The sequence below is a fragment of the Alteromonas sp. IB21 genome (assembly GCF_016405965.1).
GTDB lineage: Bacteria > Pseudomonadota > Gammaproteobacteria > Enterobacterales > Alteromonadaceae > Alteromonas.
In genome coordinates, this window is record NZ_JAEFCD010000036.1 from 16,434 (window position 1) to 33,660 (window position 17,227).

The 17,227-nt window shown below is 41.0% G+C and carries 10 protein-coding genes; 9 read left to right on the top strand and 1 reads right to left on the bottom strand.

What is annotated here, in order from left to right:
• Window positions 1-204 precede the first annotated feature (204 nt).
• From JC525_RS18395 to JC525_RS18435, 9 genes are all read left to right on the top strand, one after another.
• Window positions 205-1,836, top strand: coding sequence for a hypothetical protein (locus JC525_RS18395; protein ID WP_198817394.1), 1,632 nt, complete (start codon window positions 205-207; stop codon window positions 1,834-1,836).
• Window positions 1,837-1,900: 64 nt separating this feature from the next.
• The gene (locus JC525_RS18400) at window positions 1,901-2,731 is read left to right on the top strand and encodes a sulfotransferase domain-containing protein (protein WP_198817396.1); all 831 of its coding nucleotides are present in this window, start codon (window positions 1,901-1,903) and stop codon (window positions 2,729-2,731) included.
• Between the two features lie 70 nt (window positions 2,732-2,801).
• Window positions 2,802-4,496: a glycosyltransferase family 2 protein gene (locus JC525_RS20215; RefSeq protein ID WP_198817398.1), complete on the top strand. Its 1,695-nt coding sequence runs from the start codon at window positions 2,802-2,804 to the stop codon at window positions 4,494-4,496.
• 4 nt (window positions 4,497-4,500) lie between these two features.
• A complete protein-coding gene (locus JC525_RS18410) occupies window positions 4,501-5,730 on the top strand; it encodes a glycosyltransferase family 4 protein (RefSeq protein ID WP_198817400.1) in 1,230 nt (409 codons plus the stop codon).
• A 20-nt stretch (window positions 5,731-5,750) separates the two neighbouring features.
• Window positions 5,751-6,920 (top strand): polysaccharide pyruvyl transferase family protein, encoded by a 1,170-nt coding sequence (locus JC525_RS18415; protein ID WP_198817407.1) that lies wholly within the window; start codon window positions 5,751-5,753, stop codon window positions 6,918-6,920.
• A complete protein-coding gene (locus tag JC525_RS18420; protein WP_198817409.1) occupies window positions 6,921-8,075 on the top strand; it encodes a polysaccharide pyruvyl transferase family protein in 1,155 nt (384 codons plus the stop codon).
• A 7-nt stretch (window positions 8,076-8,082) separates the two neighbouring features.
• Window positions 8,083-10,482 carry a rhamnan synthesis F family protein gene (locus JC525_RS18425; protein ID WP_198817411.1) on the top strand — a complete coding sequence of 800 codons (2,400 nt, stop codon included), beginning with the start codon at window positions 8,083-8,085 and terminating at the stop codon, window positions 10,480-10,482.
• A gap of 112 nt (window positions 10,483-10,594) precedes the next feature.
• The gene (locus JC525_RS18430; protein WP_198817413.1) at window positions 10,595-12,259 is read left to right on the top strand and encodes a glycosyltransferase family 2 protein; all 1,665 of its coding nucleotides are present in this window, start codon (window positions 10,595-10,597) and stop codon (window positions 12,257-12,259) included.
• 288 nt (window positions 12,260-12,547) lie between these two features.
• Entirely contained in the window at window positions 12,548-12,934 is a 387-nt protein-coding gene (locus JC525_RS18435) for a hypothetical protein (protein ID WP_198817414.1), read from the top strand.
• Between the two features lie 224 nt (window positions 12,935-13,158).
• Here the strand turns inward: JC525_RS18435 and JC525_RS18440 are convergent, their stop codons facing one another.
• Window positions 13,159-17,076: an FG-GAP repeat domain-containing protein gene (locus JC525_RS18440; protein ID WP_198817416.1), complete on the bottom strand. Its 3,918-nt coding sequence runs from the start codon at window positions 17,074-17,076 to the stop codon at window positions 13,159-13,161.
• Window positions 17,077-17,227: the final 151 nt, after the last annotated feature.

Consider the following 17,227-nt stretch of genomic DNA (forward strand, 5'->3'; position numbering starts at 1 on the left):
AAGATGTTATGTTGTGTATAGAATTGCAGGAAGCAGTCGTGATTCACTACATGACACGTAAAAATAACAATTGCGAATAAAAAGTTGATCACAAAAGCTTCGTGATGTAGCTTTATACACGCAGTCTGGTGCATTGTGTCACTAAGGACTAGGTGGCGTAAGCCATGACATTTAAAACTATAGTTACTCTTGCAGGAGTTAAGCATGTTAAATAAAAAAATCTTAGCCGCGGCTATCGCTGCAGCTATGTCTAACGTTGCTGTTGCAGCCGTCGATCTAGACGCAGCTGCTCCAGTTGCAGCAAATTACGCTCAAGAACTAGCATGGGGTCAAAACCCTGTTCTAGTTGAGAACATTGAAGGTACGCCTACGTACGTAACAACTGAGGTTGGTTTTACCATCTCAGAAGGTACTTCAAAATACCTACGTTACGACCTTGAGGGCGGTGCTACTTTCGCTGCGCAGCCTACGCTTTCATTCTCTAATCTTGGAACTTCACAGCCTCAAGCAACAGTTGCTGTTGGCGGTGATGGCGAGTCTTTCGTTATCTTCGAACTAACTGCATTTGAAGACCAACCGTTGGTAAACGAAGATATCGCTTCAGACCTACAGGTAGAGCTGCAAGTAGCTGCTTACAACCTACCAACTGATGTTGACACAATCGTTCACTACCGCTTGTACGAAGACGCTGTTGACGCGTTCACGCTAGGTAATGCTAGCCTAACTGACACAAGTGAAACGCTTAAAAACGAATCTGCTGTATTAGCAACATTCGGTGCTGGTGTTACTGGTGAGTTCGCTAACGAGAACGACAACACTGCGTCTGTAGACACAGAGTTTACTCGTTTCCTCGGTGATGCTGCGGCAGTTGATTCTGTAGTAGCGTGGGACGGTGCTTCAGTTTCTGCAGAAACGGCAAACGTTGGTGAAGTTGACGTTGATCTTCTAGCAAGAACTGGTTTCTTTAACCTAGACGGTGGTGTATTAGACGGCGCAGATATCGTAGGCGCAGACCCAGTACTTACATTTAACGGTGATTTCTCGTTCGGTACTTGGACTGTTCACGAAATCGCAACTACTGCAGCGGCGGCATGTGCTGACGGTACTACCGAAACTTCACGTACGTATACAATGAACACTGCGATGAACACTATCACAATGTCTTTCGCTGGTGATCAAACAGTTCTTGAAACTACTGACTACGCACTTTGCGTTGACGTTTCTAACCTAGATCCTACTCGTGACGACGTTATCGTTGACAACGGTTCAGGTGCAGAACAGCCGTACGCTAACAACCGTATCCGTAAAGGTAACTACACAACTACCCTAGTATGGGACACTGTAACTCCAAGTGCTACATACAATTGGGATCAAACTGACGGTGGCATGGGCTCACCATACACTGACGGTCTTGGTTACATCCACTACGATACAATCACTGTAGAGGTTCCTTACCTAACTAACCTAAGTGACTACAACCAGCGCGTTGTTATCGTAAACGATGGTCCAACAGATGCTAGCTATGTTGTTGAATTCATCGCTGAAGAAGGCTTCACTGCAACTGGCGGTTCACAAGCTTCTGGTTCAGTAGCTGCTGGTACTACTCGTATCCTACGCGGTTCTAACATCCTTGATAACGTAACAAACGGTGTTGCAACTCGTACACGTTCTGCTGCTAAACTTTATATTGACGGTAAAGATGATGACATCCAAGTTATGATCCAGACTGTTAACATGAATACTGGCGCGACAGATACAGAAGTACTTAACGCGAACAGCGTAGTTGGCGAAACAACTAACTACCTAAACGAAAAAACGCCTAGCAGCCTAGACTAATAGGTTAAAACGTATTAAAAAACCTCGCTTCGGCGAGGTTTTTTTATTTTAACTCAGACACAATATGAAAAAATACTTACTCACCGGAATACCTCGTTCCGGCACCACCCTTTCTTGTAAGATACTTAACTCGCTTCACAACGTGATTGCTCTTCACGAGCCTCTGAGCCCTAATAAACTGACTAGTATTACGCCTGAACACGCGATTATTGAAGTTAAACACCAAATCGATAGTATTGAAGGGAAGCTTGTGAGAGGAGAACCCTTCGAGCACGGCAGTACTGCCTCACTCATCTTAGACAATCCAATACAAGAAAAACATACCGGTGAGCTACGAAGGTTACGGGCCAGACGAGGGTTGCTTGCACTACCACCCCAAATTGAAACAGCTAACTTGATCATAAAACAAAACGCGCTGTTTGCCGCACTGTTACCGCTGGCTATTCAGTATTATCAAGTAGTATCAATAATTAGGAATCCGGTAGATGTATTCTTGTCTTGGATGAATGTTGACTTACCTGTCAATCGTGGACGAATTCCTGGCGGAGAGCGCTTTAACAACGAACTCAAGCAAAAACTTGAAGCAACATCACGCGTCTCTGAACGTCAGGTAATAATTTACGAGTGGTTTATAACGCAGTATCAGAACTTTGCAAGTCGAGTTTTGAAGTACGAAGACATTGTTGATACTCAAGGCGCCATACTAGCTAATGCGTTTGGCTTTACTGAAAAGCCGACTGTTGAAATAAAGAATATTAAGCGCAGTTACGACAAGAAAACTATCGACCAACTTGAATCCGTAATCTCTACCAATTCAGAGTCACTCTCCTCCGAACACTACAGCATCAATGATATTTCACATAGGCTTGAAGAAGTTTGCGCCTCCAAGCAATAGATGATGTTTAAGCCATGTGGTATATTTCGAGATAAATAACTTCTATTAAGTCGCTAGCAAAGGGAACAGCGTGAACAAAATAAAAAACGTAGCAAAAAGACTACTCGGCAAAGAATCTCCGAAGCCTTATGTTATAGACAGCGTGGCTAGGACATCTTCTGGCTATTGTATCGTCGGCTGGTACGCTACCAATAGCGTAAAACGTGTCGGCATAATAGAGCAAGCTGGCTCCCCTATCGCATCAGACGTTACAAATATAGAAAGGCCTGACGTTGTAGCAGCAACTGGCAAAGCAGCCAAAGGCTTTCAATTGGTTTGCAATACCTCTCTCGACATTAGTGAAATTCAGTTCGTTGCAAGTTGTACTGATGGCAATGACATCAAAGTTGCTCTCACTCTTAGAGGGGAAATCCAGCCGGTCAAGGGAATTGACAGCACAACAATAGATTTCGATAAAGTTGCTTCAAGTGACACTAAAGGCTCTTTCGAGTACGCATTGTTCATCGATAACTACCTCTATGTTGCAGGCTGGTTGCTTGATGGAGGTAAAGCTCAGAGACTTGAAGCGAATGTCAAAAAAGCAAAGCTTATTGATACTACAATTATACGCTATACAAGACAGGACGTAGTAAACGCTTTCGCTAGTGAAAAAACGAACACTATAAATTCTGGTCTTCTGCTCGTTGCAAAGTATGACAGTACTTTGCTTTTAAATTCAGCTAAAGAATTGACATTAACATTTGAACTTGAAGGCGAAAACAAAGAAATATCAACGCATCAAGTATTCAATGCTAAAAAAGAGCCTATGATTAATGCCCAGCGATTACTAAACGCTTGGCAAGCTCACAGTCCATCTCAATTAGCAAAAGCTGACATGTTTATACCTATACTGGATAAAATGTATTCCGCTAATATCAAGCCTAGTGTACGTAGACTTGATTTCGGAACTGCACCATCGACCCCTAAAGTATCCATGGTGATACCACTATACGGGCGCATTGATTTTATGCGCTATCAACTATCCAACTTCGAGCGATTTTTAGATAAAACGCTGGTTGAAGTAATCTACGTGTTAGACGACCCGAAGCTAGTTAACGAAACAACAAAATTAGCTAGGGAAATGTCTCAAATCGTTACAATGCCATTTTCCGTGCTAATGCTAGGAAAAAATGTAGGTTTTGGAAGGGCCAACAACATTGGAGTAGAGCACGCAAAGGGCGATACATTACTGCTATTGAATTCAGACATTCTACCCAAAACTCATCAATGGCTTGAAAAGCTGTTAGAAAGTGCAGAAAAAGACGATGTGGGCATCGTAGGTTCTAGACTATTGTTCGAGGACGAAACGTTACAGCATGATGGAATGGCGCCAATGACCGTTAGCGAGTACCCGGGTTTACTCTTTAATGATCACCCTCGAAAAGGATGGCCACTGCAACTCGCTCCTTTTACTGAGAACGAATCACCGTGCACACTACTTACCGCAGCTTGTTGGATGATAAAGAAATCGGACTTCGAAGCTGTGGGTGGGTTCGACCCCATGTATATTTTAGGTGACTTTGAAGATTCAGACCTTTGCCTTAAAATTGAAGAAATAGGCAAAACCAATGTAATAAGACGTGATGTCGAGCTTTATCACTTAGAACGTCAATCTCAAAACTTGGTAGAGCCTGGCCGCTGGAAACACAATATCACAGTAATTAACGCCATCAAGTACAACAAAAAGTGGAAGAGTAAGTTAAGCGCAATGGAAGAGAAGCTGTAAGAAAATGAAAAAAATAATATTTATCTCACACGGCCATCCTGAACTGAGCAAAGGTGGCGCTGAAGTTGCCTCTTGGAACCTGTATAAATTACTCAAGGAACAAGGTTACAATTGTCTATACATAGCAAGAACAGACGGTGCGTCTCATGGCGGCTCTACATTCTCAAGCCGTGGTGAAGAAGTTTTGTTTCACACAGGCATGTCAGATTGGTTTAATTTAAGTACAAGTCATCTTAAACCGCTGTTCACCGATTTAAACGAGCTTATTGCGCAATTTTCTCCAGATGTTGTTCATCTCCATCATTATGCTCATATGGGTATCGAGCTGTTCCCTGCTATCCGTAAAGCAGCGCCTAAAGCCAAGATAGTATTTACTCTGCATGAATTTATGGCGATGTGCATGCATAATGGTCAGATGGTTAAGAGAGAAACACTTAAATTATGTAACAAGGCACTTCCTGCCGATTGTCACAAATGCTTTCCAAGTCACTCACCTGGTGACTTTTTCTTAAGAAAAAATTATGTCCTTGACCAGTTTTCTTACGTCGACGAGTTCGTATCACCCAGTGACTTTTTAGCGAAACGTTATGTTGAATGGGGGCTACCTGCAGAAAAAGTGCACGTAATTGAGAACGTGTTACCGAACCTTGAGCCAGCAAAGCCAAGAGTGTTAAACCATGGTGAAAAACGCACCAAGCTGGCTTTTTTTGGTCAAGTAAACCCTTACAAAGGGCTAGATATTTTGTTAAAAGCTATTTCTTTGCTACCTGAAGAAGTGAAAGAACAAATTCAACTTGATATTCACGGTGCTAATTTAGATATTCAAACGAGTGAATTCAAAGAAAAGGTTGAAGCACTACTCGATGATGTGGCCGACATAGTAGACTTACGGGGTCCCTATGAATCAGAACAGCTTCCCAGCCGAATGGCAGAATGCGATTGGGTTGTAATTCCGTCTATTTGGTGGGAAAACTCACCGGTGGTAATTCAAGAGGCTATTCACCTCGGCCGCCCATTAATCGGTTCTAATATTGGTGGAATGAAAGAAAAAATTGATGGGATAGCAGGACTTACCTTTGAAGCACGAAGCGCCGCCTCTCTTGCATCAACCATCGTTAAAGCAATAGAGCCTGAAGTGTTCGATTATTGGCATGCAAAGTTGGCCAACGAACAGCCTGCTATTGATCAGCATTTAAAGTTTATAAATCAACTATGCAACAACCAAGAAGTATAGTGTTGTAGATAGGAAATAGAATGAAAATTGGTGTAATTACCAACCTTATCAAAATTGATGAGTTCGTAGCAAAAAAAATGGCTACTGCCGATACAGACAGCTGGATGGAAGCAACCGGTGGAAATACCGGAAATGTGGCGTTCGTGCAAGGCATTAAGAATATTCTTGGCGACGAGTTCGGCGTGGTCAACTGGGGTGATAACCCAGAAGCTGTTAATAGATACTATGATATGCTTGTTATCTGCTGCGCCAACCAAATTGGTGCTCACGTCGACTTGTCAGGCTGGGCAGACAGACTGAGGCACTTTGATCTTCCAACGGTATTTATTGGCTTAGGCGCCCAGAGTGAAGCCATAGGTACTATGCCTGATATTCCTGAAGGAAGTAGAGAGTTTTTAACGCTAACGAAATCACTCAGACCTGATGACACTAAATCAAACATTATCACAAGAGGTACTTTTTCGACTGAAGTGTTAGCCCACTATGGTGTTGAGTCATCGCCTTTTGGATGCCCTTCTCAATTTATTTCAACAGAGTTGGACTTAGGACAAAAATGTTTGGCTCATCAGCAAAGAACAAAATTCGATAGGATTATGACTGCTGCCGGTAATCCTTGGCATCCGTCTGCGACTCTAGAGAATACGTTAACTGAGATTGTAGAAAACTATCGTGGCGACTATATTCTCCAACATCCCCAAGCTTTGATTCAACTTGCTCTAGGTGAAACAGAAGGGATTACGCAAGACCAAATTAAGCGCTTAGAGAATGTGTACTCGCGTATAGGCGACTGGGAACATATTAAAGCGTGGTTTGAAAGCTTTTCTGTTTTATTTGCAGACGCGCAAAACTGGATGCACTACTCGAAGCACTTCACTCTAGCAATTGGGCCACGTTACCATGGAGTAGCACTGCCTATTCAAGCTGGTGTTCCTGGAAAAGTTATTAGTATTGACTCTCGTACAGAAGAGTTGTCTGTTACAACTGGTATCCCTACCGTGAAATATAAAGATGTTGAAAATATGACAGCTGAAGAGCTTATTAAGTCTTGTCGATGGGAGCAGAGTGACGCAGTAAACTATGATGACATTCGAAGCAAAAATGCAGTGAATTATAAACAGTTTTTAACTGACAACGGACTACCTGTAAGCGAAGCGATAGAAAAGCTGGCAATATCGAAGGAGACGAACTAAGTGGCAAAATTAATGGGGTTGGGGTCAGGCAATAACAAGCTTGTGTATTCTTACAAAACGCTTTACGAAGCAGCATCGAGCAATACCGGTAACTTGTTATTTAATTTTGCACTAGAATCTCTAATTGAGTTAGCTGGGACCGATGTTCGCTGGGCTACACCAGCAGATAGCATTAATGCCGATGGGCACGACTTGCTTATTCCAATGGCGAATAACATTGGAAGACATACAGATTTAAAGAAATCAGGACCAAAATTAGACGGCGTTTCTGTACATAAAACAGTAATGGGGCTAGGTGCTCAGTTTCAACTTGATGAAGATTTTGAGTCTGCCTTTGACGCAGTACCAGAAACATCAAAAGAGTGGCTCGTAAACCTGTGTAACAGTTCTGATGTTCCCAACGTGTCGGTACGCGGAAAGTTGACCCATCAAGTTTTTAAAAAACTTGGGGTTGGCGATAAAGCGGTGCCACTGGGCTGCCCATCACATTTTTTAAGTGCCAATAAAACACTTGGGCAAACATTAAAAAAGCGCGCGGCGTCACTTTCTATAGAAACGCTTAGCAATGGGATTGCAGTTACTGCAGGTAACCCCGCTATACCAAATTTAGTAAAAGCAGAGCAATATCTTATTTCTCTGCTTAATGACTTCAAAGGTCGCTACATAGTTCAACACCCTAAAAACCTTATTTGCCTAGCTGAAGGTTGGTATGACGATTTGAGCGATGAAGAAATTGAAGTTGTTCGAAGTCGATTTTTCCCAGCTTTATCGACAGAACAAATGAAAAATTGGCTAAAACTATACGCAAGTACGTATGTTTCAATCCCACAGTGGTTTAGTGACATCAGTAAAGTTGATTTTGTTGTAGGTACTCGCATTCACGGTTGCCAACTTGGTATTCAAGCGGGTGTCCCTAGTGTAGTACTTCATATAGACTCTCGAACTAGAGAACTGTGTGAAACCATGCATATTCCTACAATGTCAGCTCGTGAGTTTCAAAAAGCGCCTTCGCTGGAGCAATTGATCGATATTGTGAAAAGCTGGGATTGGGATAAATATGATGAGAACAGATTATCTCTGGCGCAGCAAACACATGATTTTGTTGTTCAAAACGGTCTCACACCATCGCGTCATTTTAAGGCTCTCATAAAGTAGCAACTTTATGCAAAGCGAATTACCTTTTCTGTTTATAAGCGGCTTTCATCGCAGCGGCACATCACTTGTGGCTCAAACACTCTATTCCAATGGAGTTAATATGGGCCACCAGTTGATGGGGGCAAGTTTTGACAATCAGAACGGGCATTTCGAAGATTTACCCCTTGTAGAACTTCATGACAAAATTTTGGGTTCACAGGGGTTAGATTGGCAGACCACTTTCGACAAAGCTATCGAACCACCTGCTTTTTTAAGCCGCAGGTTAAAAGATTACGCAGAACACCGTGAATCACTAAGAGAAAGTTTCTTTGGTGCAAAAGATCCCAGAGCACTTTACTTCTTAAACGCATGGGAAGAAGCCTTCGAAGGCAACATACTCTTTCTTCTCGTATTTAGAGGCTGGAAATACAGCGTATCTTCGCTGTTAAAACGCCACAGCAGAAAGCTATTGAATACTACTGCCGAGGTAACTACTAGGCCAGAAGACTTTCTATTCTGGCAAACGCCAGACTTAGCTGCAAAAATGTGGGCAGCATCAGCAAAACTTATCTTATCTCAGTATGAGAAAGCGCCAGAAAAAACACTGCTTATACCACTGGAAGACTTATTAGTAAGAAGCGATACATTCATGCAACGTGTATCTGAAAAGGGCCTACCACTGACGCTATTTGATACTGAAAAGTCATTTTCTGAAGGCCTTCTACAAAAGCAGATACCTGCTTCGGCCATGAATATGATATCGCCTGATGTTTATAATCAATGTGAGGCGCTTGAATCACAATTATACGAAGCGTTTGGTTCAAGTAAAAGCCGGCAAACGATTACGTTAAGCAAGCAAATTGACTTAGCCAAACAATTTTTAGCGAGCCAAGAAAATATAAGCGCTGCTATAGCACTTCAACCAACCGCCCCTATAAAGCTTGAAGGCTTTACTGTAGATGAAGCAATAGAGCTTATAAATCAACTTCCCACCACATCGTTACCGTATGTAAAGTGGGAACAATTAATAGATAGAGGTGAGCTCAATAATAGCGATCTTCAGGCAATTTTTGAGTTGGCTATGCGAAAGCGGCAGCTCAATATCGCTGAAATAGCCATGCAACGAGCAATTAATAACCACCCTGCCCCTTGGCGATGGATGAACTTGGGCGACGTTTATCTGCAAAAGAGACTTTTTGGCACGGCGCGCAAATGCTATGTAAAAGCAAAAGAACTTGACCCAACTAATTCTACATTTATCGCAAGACTTGCCGATGTTGAAACATTGCAAGGTAATGTAGAAGAAGCACAAAACCTTATAAATAAAGCCATAGAACTTGACGACACGAAACCTGCGATAAAGTCGGCGATTAAAAGACTGGAAGAAGCCGCTAATAAAAGCGATAAGTCGCAAGGCGATGATAATAGATTTTTGCAAATAATTAGTGACTACCAGCGTGTTGTTGAACTTATGTCATCTAACAAGCAAGCTGGCTTGGCTTTAGATGAGTATGTAGTTAAAAGCGCTTTTGTTACTAAAAATATTAAAGCCTGGCTATCTTCTGCATTATCCCAGCTAAATCGCCTACCGGGTGAATGTTTACTCGATTATCTACTTGCTCACTTTTCTCGATATTGGAGTGATGTTGTTATAGAAACTGAGTTACTTGGAGATGTGCCAGTAGATGATAATCAAGTAGCACACCTCACCAACGTAAAATGTAGTGACTCAGCATCGATAGGGGTTCACATACACGTATTCTACCCTTCCTTACTACCAGAAATCCTTAGTTTTTTAGCAAACATCAACCGGCCAATAAAACTGGTTTGCACATGCACATTAGAAAATAAAACGTATGTTGAACAAATACTTCCCGGTGGTGCCATTATAAAAGCATGTGAAAACAAAGGTAGGGATATTGCTCCTTGGCTAATACACGCAGCACCAGCGCTTAGCGATTGTGATATCGTTTTGAAGCTTCACACAAAGTCATCAAACCACGATAGCGCACTATATGGCTGGCGATTACAACTTCTATGGTGCCTGTTGGGAACAAATAACGTAGTTAACGAAGTCATTGAACGATTTAATTCCACGTCCGAACTGGCAATACTGACCGCACCATATCACCCCGTTTTAAAACATGATATTAATTGGGGGAAGAATAAGGATATTGCAACTGCGCTTGCGAATCGGCTGGGCATCTCTCTTCCAGATGTAATAAATGACTTTCCTGCTGGAAGTATGTTCTGGTATAAGCCGAGCCAGCTAAGCGCAATAACAGAGCATGAATGGTGCATAGACGATTTTCCTGCAGAGGAAGGACAAATTGATGGAACTGTTATGCATGCTATTGAGCGGGTTTTGGGCGCATTTAATCTACAACAACCAGCGCACCACCTTTTAAATAAAGCAGCTTTTTTTTAAAGAATACTATTTCTAAGTAAAAACTCTCGTCGAACTTTAATTGTGAAAGCCAGTGAGTTCAAAAAACTAGGACACCAAACATAATTATGCACTTTAAATAAAAAGGAATTTTATGCAAGACTCAAAAACTCATTTCGACTCTTCACCTCTTACTATCGCAGCACGGAAAGCCCGCTGGATCTTTGATGGCCTCGACACAGGTCAAGAAGATAAAGTAACACTTTTAGCTCAAGCTATGACAGCCGTTGTCCATGGATATGATATAGCCTCTGCGCTTCCCAATTATCAAGGAATCAATTTCAGAAAGTTTACACGAGATACGGCAGGCGCATTTTCATTAAAAAGCGTCAAGGAAATTTTTAAGCAATGCTTCTCTATCTTAGGCGTAGGCGAGCGCTGTAGACTGGAGTCGGTGCAAAATAACCATGAGGGAACTGTTTCAGTCGTTTGTGGAGATAGTGTTGAATTGAAAAACGTTAGTTTCAAAGGGAAAAATTCTAGGAATCTTGTTGTTATTTGCAATAACGCGAAATTATCAGATGTCTCTTTTAACCTTAATGGTATGGGTTTAGTAATTATAGGTGCTAACGCAAATATAACTAATTGTAGTTTCGACACTAATGCCAATAATAAAAATGGATGTATTCTTCATAAAACTCTTCTGGTCTACCCAAATGATGTCCTAATAAATAGCAACATCGATAGAATACTCAGAAGAAAGGTAATTAGTTCGGCGCCGAGCAAGCCTCAAAACGATACCTTAAGCACCGCCCCCCCTCTACCCCCGACAATAAGTCATGTTTTTTCAACCGCAATGTCAAATCAGTATTCAGAACATTTGCGCAACATTGAGGATACCAAAGAGTATCGACGCGAATTGATGTCAAAAGATGAGTTGTTTCACCAAATTTTCTTAATTCATAATACACACTTCGCCTCTAAACCCGATATAGTCTCCAGAAAAGGACAGCCTCGTGTAGCCTGTTTAATGATGCAAAGGAATGAAGAAAGTCTACTTAAGCCTTGGGTCGAGTATTATAGTGAGCTTTTTGGTTCGTCTAATTTATACATTTTTGACAATGGAAGTACAAATTCAAAAGTAACAAATTACCTAGCAAGTCTGTCTAACAATTTTGGTATTCACGTAGACTTCTCTCATCAAAGCTCAGCCGACTTTAGAAGAAAGGGCGTTATTTTCCAAAAATTAATAAAAGAATTAGAGGCGCTAGACTACTACGACTTTTTTATTCCATTAGATTGCGATGAATTTATATCTCTTAAAACATCTGAAAACGAGTTTTGTAACTTTACGCTATCTAGGGACGAGATATACACAGAACTTAATATGTACAAGTTCTCCGAAGCAGCGCTTAAAGTCACAACTTTTTTCAACAATAAACCACATTGCAAAGACAAATTCTATGAACAAAAGGGAGAAAAGACTTTTTTCACTGCAAATACAATTTCTTCTCTCGACCATGGCTTTCATAAAGGTGAAACCATATCAAAGGAAACGAAAGTTACAGCACTATCATATGTTCATTTCCACAATAAGCCTTTGAGTGAGCTAAAAGAGCATGCTTACAACAAGCTCATACCATTTTTCGATATAGACGACGAAAAGGTCCTAGCTGAATTAGTCTCACAAAGAAATAGACTTGCATTAAATTTATTGGACTCAAAAGAAACCTACGAAAAACGATTCGATGGTAAAGCCACAATTGTAAACGACACTCTCTGCTCTTTAGTTAATATTGAAGAGTTAGAACGAGTTTAATATCGCTCACAATTGTCAACTTCTGAAGCGATGCAATACTGCATAAAGCAATGAGAAAAACGTGTCCAATGGGATGGACTCCTCCTCAACTTAAATTATTGTCCTTTTTTTGGTCAATATAGTGATGGTGAGTTACCCATATTCAAATTAGGAGAAGGCCATGCGGCAGATTGCTCGAGTCGATGTTGATATTGCAAAGTCCGTGTTTCATGTGTACGCATCTGCTTAAATTTTAATCCATCAAAGTAAACTATAACGGTACTTTAAAACCAACAAGGAAGGTAGATAATGGGTGAATGGTCAGATTACTTCGAAGATTTTCCAGAAGAGGCGCCACAAGGCTCCACCTCACATAAAAATGTTAAAGAACAACGGGAAAAGGTCTTACAATCAATGAATGCAGAGGCTTTTGCATTGATAGCAAAAGCTCGACAAAAACAAATTGAAGCGGATGAAGCTGCGAAAAAACCTTATTTGAAAAGTGTAGAGCTATGCCCTCAGTGCGGTGAAAACGCTTTAAACTTGTACAAACTTAAAAATTCGGCATACCTTTGCGAATGTCAAGATTGCGGTATATACGGGAAAGGCGAAGATTCGTCTCTTGCACTACAAGATACTATCGCTGCAATTAGTGAAGAAAGGGATTGGCGAGTCAGTTCACTGTTTGTTGAATAACGTGCTATTAGTGTGGCGGCCTTGCCAGTTTAAGCACCATCTTGTATTGCAAAATCAATAACGTAAAAAGTGGCGCTGGTTAATCGGCGCCACTTTTTGTTACTCGGCTATTTATTTAAATGTTTGCTCATGCAGGACACAGCATTAGCAGCTAAAGTTAGGCAACAAGTCACTTCACTAGTTGGTATGTTGAGCACGACGCAACGAAGTGAGTTAAATACCCATCAATAAAACTCACTTTCAGTTTCTAACACTTCAGGCCGCCCGACTTCAAACTCTGAAGGCTTAATTTTCTCAAATTCTGGATAATCAGTTAATGAACTTGAACTTGTAAAAGGCTGAGGGGTTTCTATTTGCAACTTTTGCTTGGAATCAGCGCTAAATAATAGTGCAAAGCTTGTTAAGCTAGATGCTCCAGTGAGATAGTTTACATCCGAATAAACACCAGCCATTTCCATACGATAAAATACAGGCGCAGCAAGGGGGATATCTTCTTTTTGGCTTCCAAAAAACAACCTAGAAAAGACGTAATTACTGCCACTTTCGGCAACAATATTCTGACCCGTTGATGAACGTCTGAATGCTAGGTCATCCCTTCCATCACCATCGTAATCAGCTGGCATCGGAATATCATCTTCCATTGAACCAAAAAATATACGAAAAATACTGCTATCACTGCTGTAGCGGATGAACCAAAAGCCAGAATCTGGCCGTCTTACAGCAAGATCTGCAATGCCATCTCCGTCATAGTCACCCGGAAGCGGAATGTCACTTGCCTCTCCACCAAAATATGTTCTTACTATGCTGTTGCTTGAAGAAAGTCGGTAAACCCAATGTCCTGTTGATGGGCGCCTTATTGCAATGTCATCGACTCCGTCGCCATCGTAATCTGCAGGTACCGGAATATCGTCGACATTAGCACCAAAAAAAATACGCTGAATATTTGATGGAGAGCTTGATTGACGAATTAACCACTGACCGGTTGAAGCTCTCCGTATAGCAATATCAGTAATTCCATCCCCATCATAGTCTGCTGGAACTGGGATGTCGCCACTTTGGTTTCCGAAGGTCACTCTATCTATATTACCGTCACTTGAGCGTTTTATGAGCCATTGACCAATACCTGCTCGATAAACGGCAATATCTGCAATTTTGTCACCATCAAAGTCACCAGAAACAGGGATATCTGTATCTGAGCTACCAAAAAACACTCTATTAATCGCCCCGTCAACCGAGCGTTTAACAAACTGCATCCCGCTCGAAGGGCGACGAACGGCAATGTCTGCGATACCGTCACCGTCATAATCGAATGCTACAGCAGCTGCACTCTGCCCCCCTGTAAAGACTGGTTGTGCCCACTCACTTTTGGGCTTTATCCGCCCTAGCTCTACGCCAACACCATCGAATTCTAAAGCTAAATAAATTCTCTCACCGTAAACTTTTGCTGAGTCATTGATGTACATAGTATTGTTAGCCCTTACATTATCGCTTAATCTCCACAACGACTCAGAACTTTCTTCATATGCCCATAATTGCATACTAGACAGGTAGCCACCATTTTCATTTTTAGCCTGAAAATATAAAACGCCATCAATGACAAAGGGCTCTAATATTTCCGTTATTCTTGCAATTCCATCTTTAAATGCGGGTACACGTTCAAGTATTTCACTCACGTGGTTGTATCTGAAGATATCGCCTTCATAAGCCTGATTTGGATAGGTCGCGTAGAAATAGAGTGAGTTTTGGTATTCAATAAATTCACTTATCAAGCCTAACTCTTCAGCACCTAATTGCTTCGCCTCCTCTGTTTCAACATCGTACTTCCATATTGTCTTTCCGCTATTTCTTTCAACTGCAAAAAATATTTCACTATTGATAATTTCAAGAACGTTTACAGAGTTAGCGTCAGTTTCTGGTATTAGCGTATCTATTGGCCTATCTTGCATATCGCGCAAGTCGATATAGCGTTGGCGATAAGTGTCATCATCATAATAAGCCTCATATAAAAATATGTGACCTACCTCTCCAGTCTTCCTATTTAGCCCAGTAGAAATGGATTTTATGCCATCGCCCAATTCAAGTTCAGTTATTGAGTTTGTAGTTATGTTATAGAGTGAGTATTCATATATGCTATCCGGGTTGTAAATGTCTCCCGTATCGATAGGTGTCTCAAATACCAAGATTACAAAATCACTCCCTCTATAAGTAATTCGAGACCGAGAAACGACGCCTTCATTTTCTATTGAATAAAATAAAACTGGGGCGGATGCCCCTTTATTTAATCGATAGTACTTGGTAGTTCGCCTAGGGGTATAAAGGTCTTCGTTCGAATTGACAACCACACTAAAAATCAAGGCGTCTTTCCCAACTGCTATGTTACGTGCAGTTAATTCGGATTCCCCTTCAGCTCCAAAATAAATTTTTTGTAGCGTATTAGTCTCTTCATCTAAGCGAGATAACGTAGCTAAGGCAGTTTGTGACGTTGGTCTATAATTGAATACGTACAACTCATCATCGAATTCATACGTTTGTGTATAAATCTCAGTACTGTCAGAAGAGATTGTAAAAGTAGCCATGTCTACTTCAAACGCACCTTCGAAAGTACGCACATAAAGTCTATCCCCTTGAAAAATAGGGTGATACCTATCTACAGAGACTATTTTACCCGTGTCACTGTAAGTGAGAATCTTATTTTCTTGAGTTTTTTTGTCGAACATCCATAACGTTGAGTCATCTTCGTAATTAACCAGCGCTATTAACTTTTCTTGATACAAAAACATCTCTCTAGGGTTACTTCCGTCATTTTCATCATAGCCCTTCGTTACTTGGATGATTTCCTTATTGACTGGATTATAACGCCATAACTCTTCGCCTGAATGCCCATCGCTAGCGTAGAAATAAACCTCATCATTGTAGCCATATATAACTCTACCACCTGATGATTTCTCTCTAAAAGCATTCTCTGGGCCCACTCGTAAATCAGTCACTAAAGATACTTTTTTACTTTCAGAATCGTAAAAGTACAGTTCTGTTCCAGAGATACCGTCGTCATGCGGGAAATAAACACGACTACCAACCACTTCTAGGGTTAGATAATCACCAAAAATAATGCCTTGGTTTAGGTCAAAAACATGAGAATATTGTTTCGTATTAACATCTAACACCCACATTTGATGTGGGGGACTATTTCCACCGGTAGTCGAAAAGATTAATTTATCGTTAACAGGGGTGAGAGTTGGAGAACGTCTTCCAATATCTGTCGAAAATGGAAGTTCTGTAATTCTTCCGTTAGCGGGATCATAGGCAAATATTGCCCTGCCTTTCTCTCCATCTGCCCAAAAGTATAATTTGTCATTCATCACAACTAGGCTTTCCGGCGATAGCCCGTCTGAATAAGTTACCTTTCTCACCGTCTCTTCTTTAGTCGAGAAGTCTAGCTCCCACAATGCTTGGCCATCTGAGAAATAAATTTTATTTTTTAACAATGTTAAAGAGTTTACATATTGTGTGTCGCTACTCTGAAAATCAATCTGCGTAATCGTATTATCCATAATGTCATAGCTGAACAAATACGTACTGAAAGACTGATCGCAAGTAACCGCTCTTTTGCACCCGTTGAAATAGATTTTTCCGTTTACAGCAAGCGTTTCGGTCATGAAGAGAAAACCGCCGCTTTCATCATCAAATAAATGCAAGACTTCATGCAAACCAGTATCAATATTTATTCTCGATATCCCCCCCCAATCCTCGAAAGGCTGATCCCAATAGCCCGAGATTCCATAGATGTATCCATTTTCTACTGGCTGGTACAGACTGGAATAAGTGAGCCCTCTTATCTTGAACACTCTGTCCTCATCGAATAGGTAAGGAGTTGGGTCGATAAAAAGGCCGTTCTCTCCCCTAAACAATTCAACCAACTCATGGTGGCCATCGGATAGATCAAACTTGAACGCGCGATCTACAAATAAATTTGAACGTTCGTCGTAAACTGGATAGGAAAAATAAAAACTATCGCCATGCAAATGCATAGCACGTTTGATATGGCTTGCTTTGTTGATATCAGAAACAAGCTCAATATCGCTAGCAACGGCTTGCGTACTTAAAATAAATACCAAGCTCATTAACCTCATCCAAGTCTTCATTCGTAGTCCCTTATTGATGTTGTTTAGAGGTATTAACTTGCTGAAGTTAGCAGCAATTATATAGCTTTGTTAACTTACTTTTAAATACCCAGTTATAAATATGCATACCAATGTTATTTAAGTAATAAAAGTATGGTAAATACAACAGCTT